We start from the raw sequence: 20,462 nt of genomic DNA, 5'->3' as shown, positions 1-20,462 counted from the left end.
GCGCGGCTTCATCCCGGCATCCCAGATGGACGCCGACGACGCGCAGGCGATCCCCCTCGGCACTCAGGTCAAGGTTGAGATGCCGAAGAAGAGCGACCGCGCCATCAAGTTCTTCTGGGGGCTGATGACGCATGTCGGCGCCGGGATCGGCATGGACAAACGTGCGCTTGCCACAGAGATGCTGGTGCGCTTGGGCCGCGTCGATGCCTTCCGCTTCAGTGACGGCGAGATGCATGCGGTGCCGCGCTCCATCGCCGCCATGAAGGTAGGCGAGTTCCGAGATTTCCTCGACGAGGCAATCGACCTCCTCGTGTCCGACTATCTCGGCGACATGCCTCGCGATCGCCTTCTCGCCAATGTGGCGCGCATGTGCGGTGTCGAGTGGTCGGAGATCGAGCGGAGGAGCGAAGGATGAGCTTCCGCCCCATGCGCTCCGGCGACCACCTCCTCTTGATCGACGGCTCCGGCCTTCTATGGCGCGGATACCACGCCAACGCCAAGGTGACGCGCAGCAGCGACGGCCACCCCGTCGGCGCAATCGCGGGATTCTGCGGTCGTCTTTGGTCCTTGCTGGAGGACCGGGCCATCGCTGGCACCACACACGCCGCGGTCATCTTCGACGCCGGCCGGCGCAACTGGCGGCACGACCTGTCACCCGCCTACAAGGCGAACCGGCCACCGGCGCCCGACGAAATCACCTGCCAGTTCCAGGCCGTGCGCGATGCCTGCGGGGCCCTGCCCATTCCGGTGGTCGAAATGGCCGGCTATGAGGCTGACGATCTGATCGCCACCTACACCCGGCGCGCGGTCGGCGCCGGCGCGGCGGTGACCATCGCCACCGCCGACAAGGACATGATGCAGCTCGTCAGCGATGCCGACGGCGTGTGCATGTTCGACCAAGCCAAGCGCGCCACCATCCGCGATGAAGGCGTGTTCGAACGGTTCGGCGTGCCGCCGGCCCAGGTGCTGGACGTGCTGGCGATCTGCGGCGACGCCGTGGACAACGTGCCGGGCGTGCCGGGCATCGGCGCCAAGGGCGCGCCCGCACTGGTGCGCGAGTTCGGCGGCGTCGAGGAGATCCTGTCCCTCGCCGCCGGCGGTTCAAAGCACAAGCACGTGCTGCGCGTCGCCGAGCATGCTGACCTCGCCCGGCTATCGCACCGCCTCGCCGCGCTTGATGCGACGGTGCCCGTCACCGTGTCGCTGGCCCATTTCGGGCGCGTCGAGCCCGACCTCGCCACTTTCGGCGCCTTCCTGCGCCATTGGGATCTCGACAGCGTCGCCGCGCGCATCTGTGGTGATGCCTCGCCTGACGAACCGCGCCGCCGGGGAGAAGCAGCATGAGCATCAATCGCCCTCGCCCATGGCATGCGCCGACGCCGCTTGTCGGATTTTCCCCCGAATGGGCCGGCCAGTTCGACACCTTCAACGACTGGGTAAGCCATGCCAGCCGCGCCCTCACCGGCGAAACCGGGTCTATGGGTGAAGAGCTGCGCGCTTTCTGTGTCGATACGAAGGGGCGCCGCTGCCACATTGGCGCTGATTTCATGCGCGCCCGTGACGAGAACGCCTTTCCGGTCCGGTATTTCTTCCGCGGAGGTCTTCTCCCCTCCCCACCTACGGAGGAGAGCAATGTCTGACCGCCCCGAAGATCTTCCGGCGCTCTCCGACGAGGAGTTCGTCAAGGTCACCGAGAAGTACGTGTGGCTTTCGGCCTTCGCGAATAATAACCCGCGCTCTCGTTACCACAAGGACGTGGACGACTGTTTTGACGAGGCGGCCCGCCGGAAGAAGCCGTGGCTCTACTGCCAGGGCTACAACCGAGCCGTCCGCTCCTGCGGCTATGAGCCGACGCCTAGCGACATAGCCGCGGCTCTACCACCTGTGGAGGCCGCATAGATGGCCGCCCGCAGCGTAGAGGAATGGATTGGCGCGACGCCTGACACGCAGATCCCGCCGCGCGTGCGCCTCAGGGTTTTCGAGCGAGCTGCCGGCCGGTGTGAGGTCTGCACCCGCAAGCTCGCCCCCGGCGATGCTTGGCAGGCGGATCACACCATCGCGCTCGTGAACGGCGGCGAGAACCGTGAAGCCAACCTCCGCTGCGTCTGCGGCTGGTGCCACAAGACCAAGACAGCCGACGACGTTGCGGAGAAGTCCCGCGCCCGGCGTGTGCGCTCCAAGCACATCGGCATCCGCAAGCCTTCCACCTTCGCATGCAGCCGGGAGAGCCGGCGGAAGAAGAAGATTTCCGGAGTTGTGGTGGACCGCCTGACCGGCGAACCGATTGGGAGAAGGTGATGCAGGACAGCAAAGCGCGGCCGAAGCCGACAACCCGCGTGATCCTCGACGCCCAAGGCGACCTAGTGGCTCAAGCGCAGGCCGCCGACTACGTGCTGCGCGACGGCCGCCCGAGATCGAACCTCACCGGGGCGCGCTTCGATGGCAAGTACTACGGCATGAAATGGGGCGCCAATTCCCTGCGCGTCTACCCGCAAGCCCCCACCCTCTCAAAGGAACAGACCGATGCGTGAAGCGCTGGAACGAGAGGCGTTCAAACACCTGCTGTTGACCGCAAAGCTGCTCTACCAGAATGCGGTGGGCTGCGCAGTCAATCATTATGCCGTCGATTTTGAAACTCAGGGACTACCGGGGTGGCTCGCGGATTCCTGGGCTCATATCGAAGCTGCAGAAGCCGCCCTCGCTTCCCATGCCGCCCTTGCGGCAGAGCCAGCAGCATCGGAGCGGGAGGCGACTATCTATGTGGTGGCGGATGACGCCCGAACTGCTCACCTTCGCGACATAGACGCGAATGACCAGATTGGCGCTCTGTCCGCCGCTGTTGACGCAGCGCTCGCATACGCCCGCTCCCTCTCTGCGCCTGCGGGAGAGGGGTGGAATGACGAGGCGCGCATTGAGCGGCTTCAGGTCGCCATCGAAGGCGAACTGGACGGCCTCGTGTGTGACAGGACGCGGGCTCGGAACATCCTCCACCACGTGGAGACTGGCGAGGGCCCCATTGAGAATGCCGCCCCCACCCCTCCCGTTGTGCAGGAGGGGGATGATCCAGACGAAGCCTACGACATGGGCAAGCGCGACGGTTACGAGGAGGCTGCCCAGGAGATCGACAGGCTCACCGGAGGCGACGGGGAATATCGTTTCTGCACCAATCTTGATCCGGAGCGGCATTGCCCCGACCCGGCCACCATGATCCAACGCATCGTTGATCGCTTTAATGCCCTTGAAGAGGTGGAGAAGGCTCATCTCCGATTGATTATGGCCCCCCTCTCACCCACACCCGACAATACAGCACGGGAAGAGGCCGTCTCTGCCGGGGTGGCGGGGTTGGATGCGCTTATGGAGCGGATCGAGTGGAGCGATACCGGGATCGGAAAATACCCGCGTCCGTCGCTCGATAAGGTCGGTATCGCGTGGGTTCTTTCCGAGCTTCGCGGTATTCGCTCCGCCCTCGTCACGGAGCCTGCCCCCGAGGCGCCACTGACCGCCGACTTCACGAAGGTGCTCCCCGGAGGGATGCTGGACGACGCCACCTATGAAACGGTCCAAGACGCGCTCGATAAGGCGGACGCGCCTTGCCAGGGAACGGGCGGAAAGTGGCTCACGCTCCCCGAACGTATTGCAGCGCTGGCAACCGGGTCCGCCCCCGAGGCGCCCGTGTCGGAGGAGGCGGTGGCGTGGAAAGAAAGCGACGGCCCGGCAGAGATGGCGCCATGGGTCGAGGCGACCGCAGTCTGCACGCACGACGCGCGCACGGCGGCCGGACTGCGCCACGTCGCGGCTATCCTGCGGCGACCTTCAGCGGAGGCGGCAGCAAGGTGGGTCCAAAAGCGCCTTGACGATTATGTGTCTGAGCACGGCTCATACGACCCATCCACCGGCATGACCGAATTTCCCGGCACCGGCGAAGAGTATGTCGGCGATCTGGAAGAAATCATCGAAGGGATCCGCGCTCTCCCCCTCCCCGCTAAGGGAGAGGCATGATGGGCATTGAGCTTCGGCCCATCACACGAGATCAGGCGAAGGACTTTGTCCGCGAGCATCACCGGCATCACGGCGCCCCCGTTGGCGATCTCTGGCGCCATGCCGTCCATGATGACAGCGGCCTGATTGTGGGGGTTGCCGTAGTCGGCAGACCAGTCGCGCGCGGGCTTGATGATGGCCTAAGCGTGGAGGTGACGCGCCTTTGCACCCTTGGCACGCCAAACGCCGACAGCATGCTCTACGGCGCAGCCCGGCGGGCGGCTGATGCGAAGGGCTACCGGCGTGGCCTCACCTACATTCTCGCTAGTGAATGGGACCGTTTCGTCACCGATGCGGGCGAGCCCTGTGAGGAAACTGACATCGGCGCCCGCCGCATCGGCGGGGCCGGCGCACGAGCTGCGGGCTATCGCTTCTTATGGCGAGTGGACGGACGAAGCTGGGATTGCCCCTCTCGCCCGCGCACCGACAAGCATCCCACCGAAGACAAGGTTGCGCTTGGCTGGGGCGCATGGGGCGCCCTCTCCGAGGACGGAGGTGCGTCATGAGCGAGACCCTCACGCTGCCGCTCAATGGCGAGTACTTCGATCAGATCGCCGCCGGCACCAAGACCGAGGAATACCGGCTCGTCACCCCCTTCTGGATCAGGCGCCTTGAAGGTCGCACCTACGACCGGATCGTCCTGACGCGCGGCTACCCTAAGGCCGATGACGCCAGCCGGCGCATTGAGCGCCCGTGGCGCGGCTTCACCTACAAAACGATCACGCACCCGCACTTCGGTCCGAAGCCGGTCGAGGTGTTCGCCATCGACGTGAGGGCGCCCCAATGAGCGATCTGGTGGAAAGGCTGCTCCAGGCAGCCGATATGCGAGACGAACTGAAGGAGCGCTATTGGCACCGCGCGTCATCCCTCAAAAGAGAAGCGGCCGCCGAACTCTCCCGCCTCAAGGCAGAGAGAGACGAACTTTCGGCGTGGAAGCAGCTTCATGCCGGCGACGTTCTGAGCCTGTCGAATGAGGTTCGCGACCTCACCGAACAGCGCGCGGAAGACGAAGCCCGCATCAAGGAACTGGAAGCCGAGCGGGACGCGGCGGTGCTGGCAGAGCGCGAGGCGTGCCACCAATACCTCCAAGATCAGGTGGAAAAGGAGGTGCAGGTGGCGGAGGCTTTAGCTCGCGCCGGGGCGACCGAAGCCCTCATCCAGAAAAGCACTAACCGTGCGCGCTTCGGCATAGCCCTGGCCCAGGGCATCCGCTCTCGCACCCCTGGAGGTGCTTGAGCCATGGCGAAGCTGAAACCTTCATGGCGCTTCGTGCTGACCGCGCTTGGAAAAGCCGACGACTATATCCCGGCCCGCCTCCTACCCGATGGATTTGGACGTATTGGCAATGGGCGATGCGCCAGCGGGACAAATTTGAAGGAGATGAAAGAGGCAGGCGTGATTCAATATGGCAAAAGCCTCATGCGCGCCCACCACGGCTATCGCATCACCCCCGCCGGCCTCCGCGCCTTAGAAGAGGAGCGGTAGGCCATGGCAAAGCTCACGAGCGCTATCCGTGCGGCCCGGTGGTGGACCTTCAGGCGCATAAGCGAGTTCGGCTGGTGGATCTGCCCCGAGCCCTACAAGTCCGGCATGAAGATCATCTGGCGCAAGGGCTTTGACGCCTCCCGCCCCTCTACTCCTAAGGGGAGCCCCCAATGAAATTCATCATCGCAGGATGGGGGCTCTGTTCGGCCGGCGGCGGGATGATCGCCAGCGGACGCTCTGTTGTTGGGGTTTGCCTTGTGATCGCTGGCATTGCCCTTTCGTGGCCTTTCTCGCTCAAGAAGAGGGGCGGGTAGGCCATGGCTCGCACGGTCACCTTCGAACGTATCCGAGCCCACGCGGCGGCCGGCATCCTTGGCATTGAGACGAGGACCGTGCAAGCCTTGGCCGCGCGCGGCGAGCTTCCAGGGGCGTGCAAGATCGGCGGCCTATGGACCTTCGACGAAGCCGCGCTTCGCAACTGGATCAGGGAGCGCACACAATGCCAGAACGACCAAAAGCGCCGAAACACACCTACTGGCGGGGAGACACGCTATGGTCGCGGTTTTCCGTTGAAGGTGGAGAAGTCCGTGAAAGCCTGCGAACAGGCTCTCCAGCAGTTGCGTCGCGGCGTGTAAAGGAGCTTCGCGACAAGGCTGTGGGGCGCGCGCGGTTCCGCGAGCACGATCTGTTGTGGGTCGATGCGGTCACAGCCTGGGCAGATTATATCAAACAGCAAGTGGCGCCCCGGACGGCGAAGCGGTACGCGGATTCCCTATCTATCGCAGGCCGCACATTCAACACGCTCCCCATCGCAGATCTGGACAAGGAAAGCATCAATCGCTTCGTGTCCGCGCGCAGGAACGAAGGCATCACAAACGCCACCATCCGACGCGACTTGCAGGCGATTTCTTCGCTGCTGGATTTCTGCGAGGATGAAAACTGGCGCGAGGGCAACCCCGCCTTGGATAAGATGCGCCGCCTGAAAGAGAGGCGCGACCCAATCATGTTGCCGGACGAGGACGATTATCTTTTTGTCCTGTCACGCCTCGCGCCCGTCTATGGCGAGATGCTGCGCGCGGCCCGCGCGACCGGAATGCGGCAGGATGAACTCGCGACGGCAGAGCGGAAGAACTTCAACGCCGCCCGCGCGAGCATTCTTATCCGAGGGAAGGGAAATAAGCAGCGGGCGATCAGCCTGTCATCGGAGGCCGTCGAAATATTCAGCCGCCAGCCGGCATCCATGACGTGCTCGCGGATCTTCCACCACGACGGCAAGCCAATTTCGCAGGCGGCTTTCGTCTATTCCCGTGCGAGGCGGGCGGCACAGAAGGCGGCACAGAAAGAGAGGCGTCCGTTCCGGGGGTTTCGCTTCCACGACATGCGGCATGTCTATGCCGTTGAATACCTCCGCGACGGAGGCAGCATTTATGCGCTAAAGGAGCATCTGCGCCATTCTTCGGTGAAGACGACGGAGATGTATCTGGAATTTTTAACGCCCGAGGAAGCCGAGCGCGCGAAGCGCGGAGGGGTTGACGAAGGGCGGCTGACAGGTGAAGAGAGGAGATAAGCGGACGGCACAAAATACGGCACAAGACAATCGGTTTTACGTGTGCCGGACAGTAAGTAAGTATATGATAAGTCGAATGATTTTGATGGTAGCGCCGGTTTAGCTCAGCGGTAGAGCAGCGGTTTTGTAAACCGAAGGTCGGGGGTTCAATCCCCTCAACCGGCACCATTTCCCGAGCTCAGCCGCCAGCCCGCACGCTAAATCCGTCTGCGGCCAAAGAGTTGGCGGGCGCTTCGCATATCTCATTGAAATATTAAACTTTCCACCTGAAATAATACTACTCCCGTACGTACCACTTTTGGGCGAATGGAATTCACTGCTTTCGAACCCTTTTGCTCCAACCTTTGCGCCCTTTCTTCAGAAACGAATCCGGCGATGATCAAACCTGCCCGGAGGCACCGCCCCGCCGATGGGTAAAGGGCTGAGCGGCACCCCCCCGCGCCGCTCAGCCCTTCCTCCGGGATTGCCCCGAAGCGGCCCTTGAACTCCCCTATCCCGTAAACTGCGCCCGACAGGCGCGCACCTCATCCGCGATGAAACGGTCGGTCTCGGCGATGCGGCCGAGGTCGCGCATGTCCGCGTGCATCACCAGCCAATAGGTCCGTTGGAACCGTGTCTCGGGCAGGATGCGCACGAGGTCGGAATGCGCGGCGGCGGCATAATCGTGGAGGATGGCAATGCCGGCCCCCGCCTTCACCGCCTCCAGCTGCCCTACCGCGCTGGCGCATTCGAAGCGCCGCCCCGCCACGTCCGAGAGCGCGTCCATGTAGTCGAGGCCAGGGCTGTAGGCGAGGTCCTGCACATAGGTGATGAGGGTGCGGTCCTTCAGGTCCTCCCGTCCATGCACCGGCCCCGTGCGCGCCAGATAGGCCCGTGAGGCATAGACGCTGAGCGAATAGTCCGTGAGCTTGCGCCCGATGAGCCGCCCCTCCTGCGGCCGCTCCAGGATGATGGCGATGTCCGCCTCGCGCTTGGAGAGCGAGAAGGTGCGCGGCAGCGGCACCAACTGGAGCAGCAGGTCCGGATGCTGCTCGGAGAAGCGCGCGAGGCGGGGGCTGAGGAAATAGGTGCCGAAGGCATCGGGCGCGCCGATGCGCACCGTGCCCTCCAGCTTGAGGTCCGCCCCGCCCAGCAGCGCCTGCGCCTGGAGCATCTCGCTCTCCACCCGCTCGGCGATGGGTAAAAGGCGCTCGCCCACGGCGGTGAGCGTGCAGCCCGTGGGCCGGCGCTCGAACACCTTGGCGCCGAGGCCCGCCTCCAGCGCGTTTAGCCGCCGCGTGACGGTGGCGTGATCGAGGCCGAGCCGCACCGCCGCTGAGAGGATCTGCCCGGCGCGGGCGACGGCGAGGAAGATGCGGGCATGGTCCCAATTCACAGGTTAAGCCTGTTTTCGCGGAATGACTGCGCCTTGTTAGGCGTTGATCCGCGAACTTTCCACAGCTTTGGTGCATCCCGAGATCTTTGCGGTTCCAGGCACGCGCCTGGATGACGGGAACGGCCTTCTCCTCGGGGGGAGGCCGGGGTGAGGGGCGAGGATCTGCCCTGACGTGGTTCGTCTCCCTCACCCGTCCGCCGCAAGGGTTCCCTCCAGGGAGAACGCATCATGCAGACCATCGGCCATTTCATCGCCGGCAAGCCCGTGGGCGCCGGCGCGCGCACCGTCCCCACCTTCAATCCGGCCACCGGCGAGCAGATCGCCGATCTCGGCCTCGCCGATGCCGCTCTTGTGGACGGGGCGGTGTCCGCCGCCGCCAAGGCGTTCCCGGCCTGGGCCGCCCTGCCGGCCCCGGCCCGCGCCCGCGTGATGTTCAAGTTCAAGGACCTGCTTGAAAAGCACATGGACGAACTCGCGACCATCATCACCCGCGAGCACGGCAAGACTTTCGATGACGCCAAGGGCGAGCTGGCGCGCGGCATCGAGGTGGTGGAGTTCGCCTGCGGCATCCCGCACCTTCTGAAGGGCGAGTTCTCCGACCAGGTGGGCCGGGGCATCGACACCTTCTCCATGCGCCACCCGGTGGGCGTATGCGCCGGCATCACGCCGTTCAACTTCCCCGCAATGGTGCCGCTGTGGATGTTCCCGGTGGCGCTGGCGTGCGGCAACACCTTCGTGCTGAAGCCCTCGGAGAAGGACCCCTCCTGCGGCCTGCGCCTCGCCGAGCTTCTGGCCGAGGCCGGCCTGCCCGCCGGCGTGTTCAATGTGGTGAACGGCGCCAAGGAGGCGGTGGACGCCCTCCTCACTCATCCCAAGGTGGCGGCGGTGAGCTTCGTCGGCTCGACTGTGGTGGGCGAATATGTCTACCGCACGGCCACCGCCCACGGGAAGCGCGCCCAGGCGCTCTGCGGCGCCAAGAACCATCTGGTGGTGATGCCCGACGCCGACCTCGACAAGACCGTGGATGCCCTCATGGGCGCCGGCTATGGCTCGGCCGGCGAGCGCTGCATGGCGGTCTCCGTGGCGGTGGCGGTGGGCGGCATCGGCGATGCGCTCATGGAGAAGCTGGTTCCCCGCGTCCAGGCGCTGAAGGTCGGCCCCGGCCTCGACCCCGAGAGCGAGATGGGCCCCCTGGTCACCAAGGAGCACCTCGCCAAGGTCACGGGCTACGTGGAAGCCGGCATTGCCGAGGGCGCGGATCTGGTGGTGGACGGCCGCGGGCTGAAGCTTCAGGGCCATGAGGACGGCTATTTCATCGGCGGCTGCCTGTTCGACAACGTGACGCCGGACATGAAGATCTACAAAGAAGAGATCTTCGGCCCGGTGCTCTCGGTGGTGCGCACCGACACGTTCGACGAGGCCCTGGCCCTGGTGAACGAGCACGAATACGGCAACGGCGCCGCCATCTTCACCAATGACGGCGGGGCGGCCCGCGCCTTCGATTATGGCGTGGTGGCCGGCATGGTGGGCATCAACGTGCCGATCCCGGTTCCCATCGCCTACCACTCCTTCGGCGGCTGGAAGCGGTCCATCTTCGGTGACCGCAATGTCTACGGCCTCGAAGGCGTCGGCTTCTACACCAGGGTGAAGACCACCACCGCGCGCTGGCCCTCGGGCGTGCGCACGGGCGCGGAATTCGTCATGCCCGTTCTGCGGTGAGGTGAGGGCTCCCTCCCCCTGATTAAGACTCCCTCTCCCGCTTGCGGGGGAGGGAGGCCGAAGGACGACGGTGCTGATAACCGGGGCCGACGCCGCGGCCAGCATGAAGAAGACTTACGCGGTCGTCAAAATCTGCAGGCCCGCCCGATAGGCCCGTATTTCCGTACTCGCCAGTGTCGCCGCACACTGGGAGATGCGAAGTTCGGCGGCGCCGCCTACGCAGCCCGCTCCAACTCCGGTGCCGGCGCCCCGGACAACAGCCGCACCACGTCCGGCACGTCCCGCTCCTCCGGCAGCGCGCACAACCTGTGGCGCGCCAGGAACGCGCCGAGCCGGGGATCCGCGGTCAGCACCGCGAAGGGAATGGCGAGCCAGCATCCCGCCACCAAAGGCATCACCCACCAGAGCAATCCCGGCGCCATGGCGAGCAACGCGCCCGCCACGAACAGCCCGTAGGCGGTGGGCACCGCCAGCGCCCGCGCCGCCACGCCCCAGGACACCGCATGGGCGTCACGCGCCTGCCCTCCCCACGAGCCGCGCACGCGCCCCACGAGAAGGCGCGCGAGCACCCCCGTGGTGGACAGCGCGCTGATGGCGCTGAGCAGGAAGGAGAAGGCCAGTTCCATCACAGCCGAGAGGGCGAAGCGCGCCCGCCCGCCATAGCGCGCCGCCATGCCGGGCGTCAGCGCCACATCGATAAAGCCGGCGAGCTTCGGGAACAGGCAGAGCCCCAGCAGCGCGAGATAGAGCCCCGCCGCCAGCGGCGCCATCTCCGCCGGAACGGAGGGCGCGGCGAAGGGCAGGACCAGCAGCGCCAGAGGCACCGCCGGCACGGTGAGGAACATGAGGATCGCCCAGATGAGCTGGAAGCGCCCCATGGGCCGCAGGCCGGGCAGGCCCAGCAGCTTCAGATATTGCAGATTGCCGAGGCACCAGCGCGCGTCGCGGGTGAGGAAGTCCGGCAGCGTGGGCGGGTTCTCCTCATAGCTCTCGCTCTCCACCGGCAGCACCCGCACCTCATAGCCGGCGCGACGCATCAGCACCGCCTCCACCTGATCGTGGGAGAGGATGTGCCCGCCCATGGGCGGCGTTCCCGGCAGGAGAGGCAGGTCGCACTGGTCGCGGAAGGGGGTGATGCGCACGAGCGCGTTATGGCCCCAGAACGGCCCGCAATCGCCCGCCCACCACGTGGCGCCCAAGGTGTAGCAGCGCATGCCCGCGCGCATGCCGAACTGGAACAGCCGGGCGAACCCGCTGGCGCTGGGAAGCCCCACCACCAGGCTCTGCAGGATGCCGATGCGCGGCTGCGCCTGCATGATGCGCACCATGCGCAGGATGGTGGAGGCCCCCATGAGGCTGTCCGCATCCAGCGGCAGCATCAGTTCGTAATGGCTGCCCCAATGCAGGCAGAAGTCGCGGACATTGCCGGCCTTGAACCCTGCATTGTCGGAACGGCGGCGGTAATGGATGCCGCGCGTGCCCTCCTCCGCCCGCCAGCGGGCCACCGCCGCCTCTTCGGCCGCTGCGACCTCGGGCCGCGAGGTGTCGCTGAGAAGGAAGTAATCGAACAGGCCGGCGGAGGGCATGCGGTCAAGCTGGGCCTTCACTGCACGAAGACGTGAAATGGCACGATCGGGATCTTCGTTGCGCAGGGTCATAAGAATGGCGGTACGTACCAGGATCGGCGCATCGCCCTCTCCTGCGCCGAGGAAAGGCGCGGCGGCGGCGGGGCCGGAACGGGTGCCGTGCAGCAGGATGAGGCCCACCAGCGAGTTCCAGAAACCAATTGCATTCCAGGGCGTTACAGCAACGACGCAAAGGAAGAGGATGATACTGGCCACCGTCCACCCGCCCGCCGACGCGATGATCGCAGCGACAGTCGCCACGGCGGCGAGGGTGATGAGATTGAGGCCCAGCATCAGGCGCCGCCGACGCATCAGCCGCGCAGCCTCCGCGCTCGAGCCGTGGATACCGGATGCCAGGGTGACGGGATCGATGCGAAGGGTCATGGAAGCTCCGGCGGGCGCGCGGACAGAACGTTAAGTCAGGCGGGCGGTGAAGCCGCAATCACGAGGTCGGGACCTATGAACATGGCCGCTGTGGCAAAACGACACTCCAGAGCTTCCGAGGATGCCGAAACCGCGTCGGCCCGGGCGCTCTGGTACGTGGCGCCCCGCACCGCGCGGCTGGAGGCCGAGCCGCTCTGCGCGCCCAAGACGGGCGAACTGCTGGTGCGCACCTCCTGGAGCGCCATCAGCCGGGGCACGGAGCGCCTCATCTATGCCGGCCTCACCGATCCCACCCATCGCGAGCGCATGCGCTCGCCCATGCAGGTGGGCGATTTCCCGTTTCCCGTGAAATACGGCTATTGCAGCGTCGGCCGGGTGGTTGCCGGAGACGACGCCCTCACCGGCCGCGACGTGTTCGCCCTGCACCCGCACCAGGACCATTTCATCGTGCCCGCGAGCATGGCCATGTTGGTGCCGGAGGGCGTGCCCGCCCGGCGCGCGACGCTCGCGGCCAATATGGAGACGGCGCTCAACGCCCTGTGGGATTCCGGCGCCGGCGCCGGCGACCGCATCGCTGTGGTGGGCGCGGGGCTCATCGGCCTTCTCATCACCTATCTCGCCGCGCGGCTGCCGGGGGCGGACGTGACCGCGCTCGACCCAAACCCCACCCGAGGCCCCTTGGTGGAGTCCTTCGGTGCCCGCTTCATGGCCTGCCCCGGCCGGATCGCGGAGGCGGACGTGGTGTTCCACACCAGTGCCACCTCTGAGGGCCTGGAAGCCGCCCTCGCCTGCTGTGGCACCGAGGCGAGCCTCGTGGAAGTAAGCTGGTATGGCGATGAGGCGGTGACAGTGGGCCTTGGCGGCCCCTTCCACTGCAAGCGGCTGCGGCTCATCTCCTCCCAGGTGGGCGCCCTGCCCCCCGCGCGCCGCCCGCGCTGGACCCACCGCCGCCGCCTCGCCAAGGCGCTGGACCTGCTGCGCGACGACCGGCTCGACGCTCTGATCACGGGCGAAGTGGCCTTCGCCGACCTCCCGGCTGCGCTCGGCGGCATCCTGGATGGCGGGGCGGCAGACGTCGCGACCGTAGTGCGCTATCCATCCTGAAAATCCACCCGAGGGGGTCGAAAATGTACGCGGTCGAAGTGCGCGATCACATCATGATCGCCCACAGCTTCAAGGGCGCGCTGTTCGGGCCCGCGCAAGCGCTCCACGGCGCCACGTTTATTGTGGATGTCGCCCTGTTCAGCCCGGGCCTCACGGCCGACGGCGTCGTGGTGGACATGGGCTGGGCGCACGAGGTGCTGAAGGCGATCCTCGCCCCCCTCGCCTACCGGAACCTGGACGAGCTGCCCGAATTCGCCGGCCGGAACACCTCAACCGAAGTCCTTTGCCGGCATATCTTCGACCGCTTCGCCGATGCCGTCCAAGGGGGGAACCTCGGCCCGGATGCCCCGACCCGGCTGCGGGTGACGCTGCATGAATCCCATGTGGCCCGCGCCTGGTACGAAGGCGATATCCCTGAATGATCAAGGCCCTGCTCGCCTTTCCCGGGGCGCTCTCCACCCCCACCGGCGGCTATGCCTATGACCGGCAGGTGCTGGCGCATCTGCCCGCCCATGGGGTGGACGCCGCACCCCTGCCCCTGCCGGCCGGCTTTCCTTTCCCGACCGACGACGCAATCGAGGGCGCTGTTAAGGCTCTTGTAGACTCGGACCCGTCCAGCGTCCTCCTGGTGGACGGCCTTGCCCTCGGCGCCATTCCCTCCGACCGCTTGGAGCCCCTTTCCGGCCGGCTGGTGGGGCTGGTCCATCATCCGCTGGCGCTGGAAGAGGGCTTGGCGGAGAGCGCCCGTGCGCGGCTGTTCGAGAGCGAGAAGTCTGCGCTCTCAATCTGTTCCGCCGTGGTCGTCACCAGCGGCCCCACCGCCCTCACCCTTGACGCCGAATATGGCGTGCCGGCCCTCCGCCTCACCGTCGCCGAGCCCGGCACGGAGCCGGTCGCCCGGGCGGCGGCGGATGGCGACCCGCCGCGCCTTTTGGCCGTGGGGTCCGTCATCCCCCGCAAGGGCTACGGCATCCTCATGGAAGCGCTTGCGGCAGTGAAGGAATTCCCCTGGACGCTGACCATCGTCGGCAGCCTGGATTTCGACCCCACGGAGGCGAGCGCGTTGCGCGCGGCCATCGTCGCCGCCGGCTTGGACGCGCGGGTGAAGCTGACCGGTGCCCTCGCCGCCGACCAGCTCGCCCGTGCCTATGAGGCGAGCGACATCTTCGTCCATCCCTCGCTCTACGAGGGCTATGGCATGGTGCTGGCGGAGGCCCTGCGGCGCGGGCTGCCGCTGGTCTGCACCACCGGCGGCGCCGCGGACGACACCGTGCCTGATGGCGCCGGCCTGAAAGTGCCGCCGGGCGATGCCCCGGCCCTGGCTGCCGCATTACGCGCCCTCTTGTCCGACCCCATCGGCCGCCGGCGCCTCGCAGATTACGCCTTTGAAGCGGGGCAGCTTTTCCCGACCTGGGACGAGACCGCGGGGACCATCGCCGAGGTGCTCAGAGCCGTCGCCGCCCGCCAGAGCGCCGCCAGATGAGCGGCTTTTCCGCCGAATGGCTCGCCTTGCGCGAGCCGGCCGACGCCCGCGCCCGGAATGCCGCATTGGCGGAGGCGGCTGTGCACCAGCTCGCCGGGCACGATCCCCTGAGGATCGTGGACCTCGGCGCCGGGACCGGCGCCAACCTCCGGGCCAGCGCGCCCTATTTCGGCCCGCACCAGCACTGGCACCTGCTGGATTATGAGCCCGCCCTCCTCGCACAGGCCCGGCGCGCCCTCGCCGCCTGGGCCGATGGCTGCGAGACGCAGGACGACGCGCTTCTGCTCACCAAGGATAGCCGGCGAATCACTGTTGATTTCACCGTGGCGGACCTTGCGCGGTCCCTGGCCGAGATCGGCCGGCCACGGCCCCATCTCGTCACCGCCTCGGCCTTCTTCGACCTCGTCTCGGCGCCTTTCATCGACGCCTTCGCGGCAGAGGTGGCGCACCTCAACGCGGCCTTCCTCACCGTCCTCACCTGCAACGGCCGGGATATGTGGGCGCCGCCCCATGCGGGCGATGCGGCCATCGCCGCCGCCTTCGCGGCTGACCAGGGAAAGGACAAGGGCTTCGGCCCCGCTCTGGGCAACGCCGCCTCGGACCATCTGGAGCGCGCCTTCCGCAGCCACGACTACGCGGTGGAACGCGCCGACAGCCCCTGGCGCCTGGGACCGGAAGATGGCGGGCTCGTCCGGGCCCTGGCCGAAGGCACGGCGGCTGCGGCCGTGGAAACGGGCCGCATCGCCGCCACCGAAGCCGCCGCCTGGGCCGAAGCGCGCAGGAGCGCCAGCTGCGAGATCGGCCACACCGACCTTCTCGCGTGGCGCTGATGCCCTTCTAGCGCCGGCTGAGCGCCGGGATCATGCGCGACAGCACGCCGTCGCGCTGGATCACGCCATGAAACACCGCGGCGCCGATATGGATCAGCACCAGCACGGTCATGGCATAGCCGAGATAGGTGTGCGCTGCGCCGAGGGCGTCCGACAAAGGCTCGTTCTTCGCCACCAGATCAGGGAGCGTGAACAGGCCGAAGACGCTCACCGGCGCTCCGAAGGCCGAGGATGTCGCCCAGCCCAGCAGGGGCATGACGAAGATCAGCACATAGAGCAGATAATGCACCACCTGCGAGACCACGCGCTGCCACGCCGGCAAGGCGGCAGCCGCCGGCGGGGCGCCGTTGATGATGCGCACGAAGACCCGCAAAACGGCGAGGCAAAGAATGGTGAAGCCGATGGAGCGATGCAGGTCGAAAAGCTGGTCCTGCGCCGGCCCGGAGGGAAGGCGCATCATGATGAGGCCGAACGGGATCACCAACAGCACCAGAGCGGCGGTAATCCAGTGAATCCACCTAGCCGGGCGCGAATACGGCGTGATCAGTGCGCTCTCCATGACCGTTCTCCTCTAGCGCCGCCTGGCGCATGTCGCAGTCGAACAGGACGTCGCCGTCCGGGAACACTGTCACCCGGCTCGCGGGGCGCAAGGCATCCTTGAGGCCGCCAATGGGCCGAAGATCAAGGCCCGTGCGGCCGGATCCGAGGATCACCGGCGAGACGAGAATATGGAGCCGGTCGATTGCCCTTGCGTCAAGGAAGGACGCGAGGGTCGCCGGCCCGCCTTCCACCAGCACGCGCCGGAGGCCCGCCGCGCGCAGGGCGGCAAGAATGGAAGCCGGCGGCAGGCGACCTTCCGTATCGGCAGCCACCGCCATGGCCTCGACACCCGGCGGCAAGGTCCCGACAGCACCCGCGCGCCGCAGCACGATCCGGCGCGTGCCGTCATCCCCCAGGCACCGCGCCGAATGGTCGAGCCGGCCCGAGGGATCGATGATGACCCGCGCGGGATTACGGCCCGGCACACGCCGCACGTTCAGAAGCGGATCGTCCGCCAGCACGGTGCCGATGCCCACGATGACGGCGTCCGCTGCCGCACGCAGACGGTGCAGGTGGTCGAGCGCGCACGCCCCGCTGATATATTTCGATTCCCCGGACAAGGTTGCGACCCGCCCGTCAAGGGACTGGCCGAGCTGTCCGATCACGAGAGAGCGATCAGCCAAGCTGGAGCCTGCACCTGCGGTGGAAAATGGGTCATAGTCCTGCATGCACTTGGCCTTGGCCTCATCCGCCTGCGCGCTGTATCGGGAACGCACAGGCCGGTTTAACGGTTGAGATAGAGTGTGGGTCCGCTTCGATGAAATGGCATTTCGAAAGCTGCGGGGCTTGAACAAATCATCGGCACCGCACAAGTACCGAGCGTCTGTGAGGTTTGCATGTCCCCTGAGCGGCCACCCGTTCCCCCGACTTTAGGACCCGAAGAGCGCGCAGGCCACACGGCAGTGGAGCGCGCCATGGCCGAACTTCGGTCCGGACGCCCGATCTTGCTGGAAACGGACGGCGAGCGCGCCCTCGTCCTCGGCGCTGAAGCGCTGGACGCGGAGGCGGCCGCCGCCCTTGCGGCCGCCTCTCCTTTGCGCGCGCGCCTTGCCTTGCCTGCCCAGCGCCTGTCCCGCCTCGGCACTGCCCGCACCTCGCCCGGCAGCATTGCCCTTCCCGGCATCGATCCCGAGCGGGTGGAGACGCTCGCCTTGCAGGTGGATGCGCGCATCGATGCGCCCGTGGCCTGCAGCGAGCCACTTGACGTTGCGGCACTCGAATTGCTCCGGCTCGCTCTGGTGCTCCCCGCCGCCGTGATCGCCCCGGTGGCGGAGGATGCGGCCTATGGCGAGGCCCTTCACGTGAAGGCGGACGACATCCTCGCCCATCGCGGACGGCAGGCGAAGGCGCTGCGCATAGTCGGCCGCGCGCCGGTGCCCCTGGAAGGCGCGCCGGACACCGAATTCGTGGTCTTCCGCGGTGGCGAGGGCCTGCGCGACCAGGTGGCGGTGATCGTCGGCAAGCCGGATTTCTCAAAGCCCGTGCCGGTGCGCCTGCATTCCGCCTGCCTCACCGGCGACCTGTTCGGCAGCCTGAAATGCGATTGCGGCGACCAGCTCCGCGACACCGTCCAGCGCATGGCGAAGGACGAGGGCGGGGTGCTGCTCTATCTGGACCAGGAAGGGCGGGGCAACGGCATCGCCAACAAGATGCGCGCCTACAAGCTCCAGTCCCAGGGCTTCGACACCTATGATGCCGACGAGGTGCTCGGCTTCGGCCTCGACCAGCGGCGCTTCGACTTTGCGGCGGAGATGCTGCGGCAGCTCGGCATCGCCTCGGTGCAGGTCATCACCAACAACCCGCAGAAGATCGCCGCGCTGAAGGCGGCGGGGCTGGATGTGGCGGCCGAGCAGCGCGTGCTCGGCCGGCCCACCCAGGAAAACGTGCGCTACCTCGCCTCCAAGCGTGACCGCGCCGGCCATCATATCGACTTCGAAGCCCTGGCCGCCCGCGCCTCGGACTGAAGCTTCTCCCCCTCGTCTCTGTGAAACGCATCCCCACTCCCGCTTGCGGGAGTCGGGATGATGGCGCGCGAGCGGGCACGGAGATCACGCGGAAGATAAAGGCCGGCATACCCCAGGACCGGCCTTCCGTGAGGTGAATCGGTCATGAGACGGATAAGAACTATGGATACATGAATGTTATCGTAATACCGGGGGGAGCGCCGCTGGCGCCGATGACATGATGAAATCCGTGGGCTGGCAGCAGCGGCTGAAATACGAGTTCGACAAGACCATGGCCGCGGGCCCGATCGCCCTGATCGGCTGGCTCGGGCTGATTTCCCTCATAACCATTGTCGTTGCGGGACTGTTTCTGGCGGCGGCCGGCATTGCTCCTGATGATGCCGAGCCACTCGATTTCGTGGAGGCGACCTGGGAAGCGCTCATGCGCACCCTCGACGCCGGCACCATGGGTGCCGATAGCGGCTGGGCCTACCGTATCGTCATGCTCCTAGTGACGCTGGCGGGCATCTTCGTGGTGTCCGCTTTGATCGGCGTCCTAAGCTCCGGCATGGAGGCAAAGCTCGATGACCTGCGCAAAGGCCGCAGCCAGGTCCTTGAAAAGGACCACACCGTCATCCTGAACTGGTCGCCGTCCATCTTCGATGTCATCTCCGAACTGGTGGTGGCCAATGAGAGCCGCCGCCGGCCGCGCATCGTCATCATGGCCCATCGCGACAAGGTGGAGATGGAAGACGAGATCGCCGACAAGGTGGCGGAGCTTCACAACACCCGCATCATCTGCCGCTCGGGGGATCCCACCGACCTCTACGACCTCTCCCTCGTCAACCCGCAGACGTCCCGTTCCGTGGTGATCCTCTCGCCCGAGGGGGACGATCCAGACTCCCAGGTGATCAAGACCGTTCTGGCGCTGGTCAACGCACCGGATCGGCGCGAGGCCAGCTATCAGATCGCCGCCGAAATCCGCGACATGAAGAATGCGGAGCTGGCGCAGGTGGTCGGCGGCGACGAACTCCAGCTGGTCCTGGCCGACGACCTGATCGCCCGCATCATGGTGCAGTCGAGCCGCCAGTCAGGCCTCAGCGCGGTCTATACCGAACTGCTCGATTTCGACGGCTGCGAAATCTATGCGACCGAGCAGCCTGACCTCGTCGGCCGCCCGTTCGGCGAGATCCTCATGGCATTCGGTGCATGCGTGCCGATCGGCATCGCCGCATCATCCCGCCTCGTCGAGCTCAATCCCGACATGAACCGCCCGCTCCGAGCGGGCGAGAAGCTGGTGCTGATCGCCGAGGACGATGACAAGATCGCAATCACACGGCCCGGCGCGCCGGTGAACGGCTCCGCTTTGCGGAAACCGGCCCCCCGGTCGCGGGCGCCGGAACGAACGCTGATGCTCGGCTGGAACCGTCGTGCGCCGATCATCGCCTCCGAACTCTCGCATTATGTGCCGCCGGGATCGCAACTCACCATCATCGCCGACGTGGGCGATCTCAGCGAGAAGGTCGGCTCCATCGCCCACGGTCCGAACCTCGCGATCGAATTCGCCGAGATCGACACAAGCCATCGCGCCTCGCTGGAGCGCCTGGACATCACCTCCTACGACCACGTTTTGGTGCTTGGCTACACGGAAGATCTGGCGGCGCAACCGGCTGACACCAAAACCCTCGTCACCCTGCTGCACCTGCGCAAGATTTCGGAAGCCACCGGAAAGCACATCAGCGTCGTGAGCGAGATGATCGACGTACGCAACCGCGAACTGGCCGAAGTCAGCCGCGCTGATGATTTTGTCGTCAGCAACAAGCTCGTCAGTTTGATGCTGACGCAGGCGGCCGAGAACGAATATATGTCCGCCATCTTCGAGGATCTGCTCGATGAGCAGGGCTCGGAAATCTGCCTCCACCCCGCCTCCGACTACATCGCGCTGGGAAAGCCGGTCAACTTTGCGACGGTGACGGAATCCGCGCGCCGTGCCGGGCATATCGCCCTCGGCTATCGGCGCCAGCGCGCCGGCGAAGCGTCCGCGCGCCGCTTGGGCGGCGTGATCATCAATCCCGACAAGGCCGCCTCGGTGGTCTTTGAGGAGAATGACCGGATCGTGGTGCTGGCGCACGCTTGACGATCCGGACGCTGCGATACGCTCCATCAGGCTCCCTCTCCCGCTTGTGGGAGAGGGAGTGAGGCAGTTCTCCAGGGGGAGAGCAACGGAAGCTGGAATGAGACAGCCTCAAGCCGCAGGGGGAATTATCAAAGCGTCTCTTCTCGGGTAGAGCGTTCTTGGGGCCGGCCCC

General features: G+C 66.4%; 25 protein-coding genes and 1 tRNA gene. 22 read left to right on the top strand and 4 right to left on the bottom strand.

The features are described 5' to 3' along the window. The first annotated feature begins 25 nt into the window (after window positions 1-25). From ABLE91_RS05575 to ABLE91_RS05505, 15 genes are all read left to right on the top strand, one after another. Window positions 26-415: a hypothetical protein gene (locus ABLE91_RS05575; RefSeq protein WP_348929179.1), complete on the top strand. Its 390-nt coding sequence runs from the start codon at window positions 26-28 to the stop codon at window positions 413-415. Beyond that, a complete protein-coding gene (locus ABLE91_RS05570) occupies window positions 412-1,344 on the top strand; it encodes a 5'-3' exonuclease (protein WP_348929177.1) in 933 nt (310 codons plus the stop codon). Before ABLE91_RS05575 ends, ABLE91_RS05570 begins: the two co-directional genes overlap by 4 nt. Beyond that, window positions 1,341-1,640 (top strand): hypothetical protein, encoded by a 300-nt coding sequence (locus ABLE91_RS05565; RefSeq protein ID WP_348929174.1) that lies wholly within the window; start codon window positions 1,341-1,343, stop codon window positions 1,638-1,640. Before ABLE91_RS05570 ends, ABLE91_RS05565 begins: the two co-directional genes overlap by 4 nt. Then, entirely contained in the window at window positions 1,633-1,899 is a 267-nt protein-coding gene (locus tag ABLE91_RS05560; protein WP_348929171.1) for a hypothetical protein, read from the top strand. The genes ABLE91_RS05565 and ABLE91_RS05560 overlap by 8 nt, the downstream gene beginning before the upstream one ends. Next, on the top strand, window positions 1,900-2,298 hold the full coding sequence (locus tag ABLE91_RS05555) for an HNH endonuclease (protein ID WP_348929168.1): 399 nt from the start codon (window positions 1,900-1,902) through the stop codon (window positions 2,296-2,298). It abuts the gene before it with no gap. Further along, a complete protein-coding gene (locus ABLE91_RS05550) occupies window positions 2,298-2,531 on the top strand; it encodes a hypothetical protein (RefSeq protein ID WP_348929166.1) in 234 nt (77 codons plus the stop codon). Before ABLE91_RS05555 ends, ABLE91_RS05550 begins: the two co-directional genes overlap by 1 nt. Further along, a complete protein-coding gene (locus ABLE91_RS05545; RefSeq protein WP_348929164.1) occupies window positions 2,524-3,999 on the top strand; it encodes a hypothetical protein in 1,476 nt (491 codons plus the stop codon). The genes ABLE91_RS05550 and ABLE91_RS05545 overlap by 8 nt, the downstream gene beginning before the upstream one ends. Next, entirely contained in the window at window positions 3,999-4,544 is a 546-nt protein-coding gene (locus ABLE91_RS05540) for an XF1762 family protein (protein ID WP_348929161.1), read from the top strand. Before ABLE91_RS05545 ends, ABLE91_RS05540 begins: the two co-directional genes overlap by 1 nt. Next, window positions 4,541-4,825 carry an ASCH domain-containing protein gene (locus tag ABLE91_RS05535; RefSeq protein WP_348929159.1) on the top strand — a complete coding sequence of 95 codons (285 nt, stop codon included), beginning with the start codon at window positions 4,541-4,543 and terminating at the stop codon, window positions 4,823-4,825. Before ABLE91_RS05540 ends, ABLE91_RS05535 begins: the two co-directional genes overlap by 4 nt. Continuing rightward, entirely contained in the window at window positions 4,822-5,274 is a 453-nt protein-coding gene (locus tag ABLE91_RS05530; protein WP_348929156.1) for a hypothetical protein, read from the top strand. The genes ABLE91_RS05535 and ABLE91_RS05530 overlap by 4 nt, the downstream gene beginning before the upstream one ends. A gap of 3 nt (window positions 5,275-5,277) precedes the next feature. Further along, window positions 5,278-5,523: a hypothetical protein gene (locus ABLE91_RS05525; RefSeq protein ID WP_348929154.1), complete on the top strand. Its 246-nt coding sequence runs from the start codon at window positions 5,278-5,280 to the stop codon at window positions 5,521-5,523. A 170-nt stretch (window positions 5,524-5,693) separates the two neighbouring features. After that, a complete protein-coding gene (locus ABLE91_RS05520) occupies window positions 5,694-5,837 on the top strand; it encodes a hypothetical protein (protein WP_348929152.1) in 144 nt (47 codons plus the stop codon). A gap of 3 nt (window positions 5,838-5,840) precedes the next feature. Beyond that, a complete protein-coding gene (locus ABLE91_RS05515; RefSeq protein ID WP_348929150.1) occupies window positions 5,841-6,158 on the top strand; it encodes a helix-turn-helix domain-containing protein in 318 nt (105 codons plus the stop codon). 20 nt (window positions 6,159-6,178) lie between these two features. Then, window positions 6,179-7,090 (top strand): tyrosine-type recombinase/integrase, encoded by a 912-nt coding sequence (locus tag ABLE91_RS05510; RefSeq protein WP_348929147.1) that lies wholly within the window; start codon window positions 6,179-6,181, stop codon window positions 7,088-7,090. 93 nt (window positions 7,091-7,183) lie between these two features. Next, window positions 7,184-7,258 (top strand) — tRNA-Thr (locus tag ABLE91_RS05505). A gap of 322 nt (window positions 7,259-7,580) precedes the next feature. Here the strand turns inward: ABLE91_RS05505 and ABLE91_RS05500 are convergent. Continuing rightward, window positions 7,581-8,465 carry a LysR family transcriptional regulator gene (locus ABLE91_RS05500; protein WP_348929146.1) on the bottom strand — a complete coding sequence of 295 codons (885 nt, stop codon included), beginning with the start codon at window positions 8,463-8,465 and terminating at the stop codon, window positions 7,581-7,583. 228 nt (window positions 8,466-8,693) lie between these two features. Between ABLE91_RS05500 and ABLE91_RS05495 the strand changes: the two genes are divergently transcribed. Then, entirely contained in the window at window positions 8,694-10,184 is a 1,491-nt protein-coding gene (locus tag ABLE91_RS05495) for a CoA-acylating methylmalonate-semialdehyde dehydrogenase (RefSeq protein WP_348929144.1), read from the top strand. A 215-nt stretch (window positions 10,185-10,399) separates the two neighbouring features. Here the strand turns inward: ABLE91_RS05495 and mdoH are convergent, their stop codons facing one another. After that, the gene (gene mdoH, locus ABLE91_RS05490; protein ID WP_348929142.1) at window positions 10,400-12,193 is read right to left on the bottom strand and encodes a glucans biosynthesis glucosyltransferase MdoH; all 1,794 of its coding nucleotides are present in this window, start codon (window positions 12,191-12,193) and stop codon (window positions 10,400-10,402) included. A 156-nt stretch (window positions 12,194-12,349) separates the two neighbouring features. On the opposite strand from mdoH, the gene ABLE91_RS05485 reads away from it, so the two are divergent. From ABLE91_RS05485 to ABLE91_RS05470, 4 genes are read left to right on the top strand one after another with little or no spacing between them, the layout of a single operon-like run. Then, entirely contained in the window at window positions 12,350-13,297 is a 948-nt protein-coding gene (locus tag ABLE91_RS05485; protein WP_348929140.1) for a zinc-dependent alcohol dehydrogenase, read from the top strand. Between the two features lie 23 nt (window positions 13,298-13,320). After that, window positions 13,321-13,719, top strand: coding sequence for a 6-pyruvoyl trahydropterin synthase family protein (locus tag ABLE91_RS05480; protein ID WP_348929138.1), 399 nt, complete (start codon window positions 13,321-13,323; stop codon window positions 13,717-13,719). Further along, on the top strand, window positions 13,716-14,780 hold the full coding sequence (locus ABLE91_RS05475; protein ID WP_348929136.1) for a glycosyltransferase family 4 protein: 1,065 nt from the start codon (window positions 13,716-13,718) through the stop codon (window positions 14,778-14,780). The genes ABLE91_RS05480 and ABLE91_RS05475 overlap by 4 nt, the downstream gene beginning before the upstream one ends. Then, on the top strand, window positions 14,777-15,610 hold the full coding sequence (locus ABLE91_RS05470; protein ID WP_348929135.1) for an SAM-dependent methyltransferase: 834 nt from the start codon (window positions 14,777-14,779) through the stop codon (window positions 15,608-15,610). Before ABLE91_RS05475 ends, ABLE91_RS05470 begins: the two co-directional genes overlap by 4 nt. A 7-nt stretch (window positions 15,611-15,617) precedes the next feature. Here the strand turns inward: ABLE91_RS05470 and ABLE91_RS05465 are convergent, their stop codons facing one another. Both ABLE91_RS05465 and ABLE91_RS05460 read right to left on the bottom strand, forming a co-directional pair. Further along, complete coding sequence (locus tag ABLE91_RS05465; RefSeq protein ID WP_348929133.1) at window positions 15,618-16,169, bottom strand: cytochrome b; 552 nt, start codon at window positions 16,167-16,169, stop codon at window positions 15,618-15,620. Further along, complete coding sequence (locus tag ABLE91_RS05460; RefSeq protein ID WP_348929131.1) at window positions 16,129-16,833, bottom strand: RibD family protein; 705 nt, start codon at window positions 16,831-16,833, stop codon at window positions 16,129-16,131. Before ABLE91_RS05460 ends, ABLE91_RS05465 begins: the two co-directional genes overlap by 41 nt. A 291-nt stretch (window positions 16,834-17,124) precedes the next feature. On the opposite strand from ABLE91_RS05460, the gene ribA reads away from it, so the two are divergent. Then, window positions 17,125-18,174, top strand: coding sequence for a GTP cyclohydrolase II RibA (gene ribA, locus ABLE91_RS05455; protein WP_510181902.1), 1,050 nt, complete (start codon window positions 17,125-17,127; stop codon window positions 18,172-18,174). Window positions 18,175-18,391: 217 nt separating this feature from the next. Beyond that, a complete protein-coding gene (locus ABLE91_RS05450) occupies window positions 18,392-20,290 on the top strand; it encodes a CASTOR/POLLUX-related putative ion channel (protein WP_348929127.1) in 1,899 nt (632 codons plus the stop codon). The last annotated feature ends 172 nt before the right edge of the window (window positions 20,291-20,462 follow it).

The organism is Aquabacter albus (assembly GCF_040049275.1).
Classification (GTDB): Bacteria; Pseudomonadota; Alphaproteobacteria; order Rhizobiales; family Xanthobacteraceae; genus Aquabacter.
Note: the sequence above shows the minus strand (reverse complement) of the source record. Positions and strands in the feature narration are given on the sequence as shown.

Excerpts from the sequence above, each read along its gene's own strand:
- ABLE91_RS05575 (WP_348929179.1), top strand. The coding sequence starts at position 26 with ATGGACGCCGACGACGCGCAGGCGATCCCCCTCGGCACTCAGGTCAAG.
- ABLE91_RS05570 (WP_348929177.1), top strand. The coding sequence starts at position 412 with ATGAGCTTCCGCCCCATGCGCTCCGGCGACCACCTCCTCTTGATCGAC.
- ABLE91_RS05565 (WP_348929174.1), top strand. The coding sequence starts at position 1,341 with ATGAGCATCAATCGCCCTCGCCCATGGCATGCGCCGACGCCGCTTGTC.
- ABLE91_RS05560 (WP_348929171.1), top strand. The coding sequence starts at position 1,633 with ATGTCTGACCGCCCCGAAGATCTTCCGGCGCTCTCCGACGAGGAGTTC.
- ABLE91_RS05555 (WP_348929168.1), top strand. The coding sequence starts at position 1,900 with ATGGCCGCCCGCAGCGTAGAGGAATGGATTGGCGCGACGCCTGACACG.
- ABLE91_RS05550 (WP_348929166.1), top strand. The coding sequence starts at position 2,298 with ATGCAGGACAGCAAAGCGCGGCCGAAGCCGACAACCCGCGTGATCCTC.
- ABLE91_RS05545 (WP_348929164.1), top strand. The coding sequence starts at position 2,524 with ATGCGTGAAGCGCTGGAACGAGAGGCGTTCAAACACCTGCTGTTGACC.
- ABLE91_RS05540 (WP_348929161.1), top strand. The coding sequence starts at position 3,999 with ATGGGCATTGAGCTTCGGCCCATCACACGAGATCAGGCGAAGGACTTT.
- ABLE91_RS05535 (WP_348929159.1), top strand. The coding sequence starts at position 4,541 with ATGAGCGAGACCCTCACGCTGCCGCTCAATGGCGAGTACTTCGATCAG.
- ABLE91_RS05530 (WP_348929156.1), top strand. The coding sequence starts at position 4,822 with ATGAGCGATCTGGTGGAAAGGCTGCTCCAGGCAGCCGATATGCGAGAC.
- ABLE91_RS05525 (WP_348929154.1), top strand. The coding sequence starts at position 5,278 with ATGGCGAAGCTGAAACCTTCATGGCGCTTCGTGCTGACCGCGCTTGGA.
- ABLE91_RS05520 (WP_348929152.1), top strand. The coding sequence starts at position 5,694 with ATGAAATTCATCATCGCAGGATGGGGGCTCTGTTCGGCCGGCGGCGGG.
- ABLE91_RS05515 (WP_348929150.1), top strand. The coding sequence starts at position 5,841 with ATGGCTCGCACGGTCACCTTCGAACGTATCCGAGCCCACGCGGCGGCC.
- ABLE91_RS05495 (WP_348929144.1), top strand. The coding sequence starts at position 8,694 with ATGCAGACCATCGGCCATTTCATCGCCGGCAAGCCCGTGGGCGCCGGC.
- mdoH (WP_348929142.1), bottom strand. The coding sequence starts at position 12,193 with ATGACCCTTCGCATCGATCCCGTCACCCTGGCATCCGGTATCCACGGC.
- ABLE91_RS05480 (WP_348929138.1), top strand. The coding sequence starts at position 13,321 with ATGTACGCGGTCGAAGTGCGCGATCACATCATGATCGCCCACAGCTTC.
- ABLE91_RS05475 (WP_348929136.1), top strand. The coding sequence starts at position 13,716 with ATGATCAAGGCCCTGCTCGCCTTTCCCGGGGCGCTCTCCACCCCCACC.
- ABLE91_RS05470 (WP_348929135.1), top strand. The coding sequence starts at position 14,777 with ATGAGCGGCTTTTCCGCCGAATGGCTCGCCTTGCGCGAGCCGGCCGAC.
- ABLE91_RS05465 (WP_348929133.1), bottom strand. The coding sequence starts at position 16,169 with ATGGAGAGCGCACTGATCACGCCGTATTCGCGCCCGGCTAGGTGGATT.
- ribA (WP_510181902.1), top strand. The coding sequence starts at position 17,125 with ATGGCCGAACTTCGGTCCGGACGCCCGATCTTGCTGGAAACGGACGGC.
- ABLE91_RS05450 (WP_348929127.1), top strand. The coding sequence starts at position 18,392 with ATGATGAAATCCGTGGGCTGGCAGCAGCGGCTGAAATACGAGTTCGAC.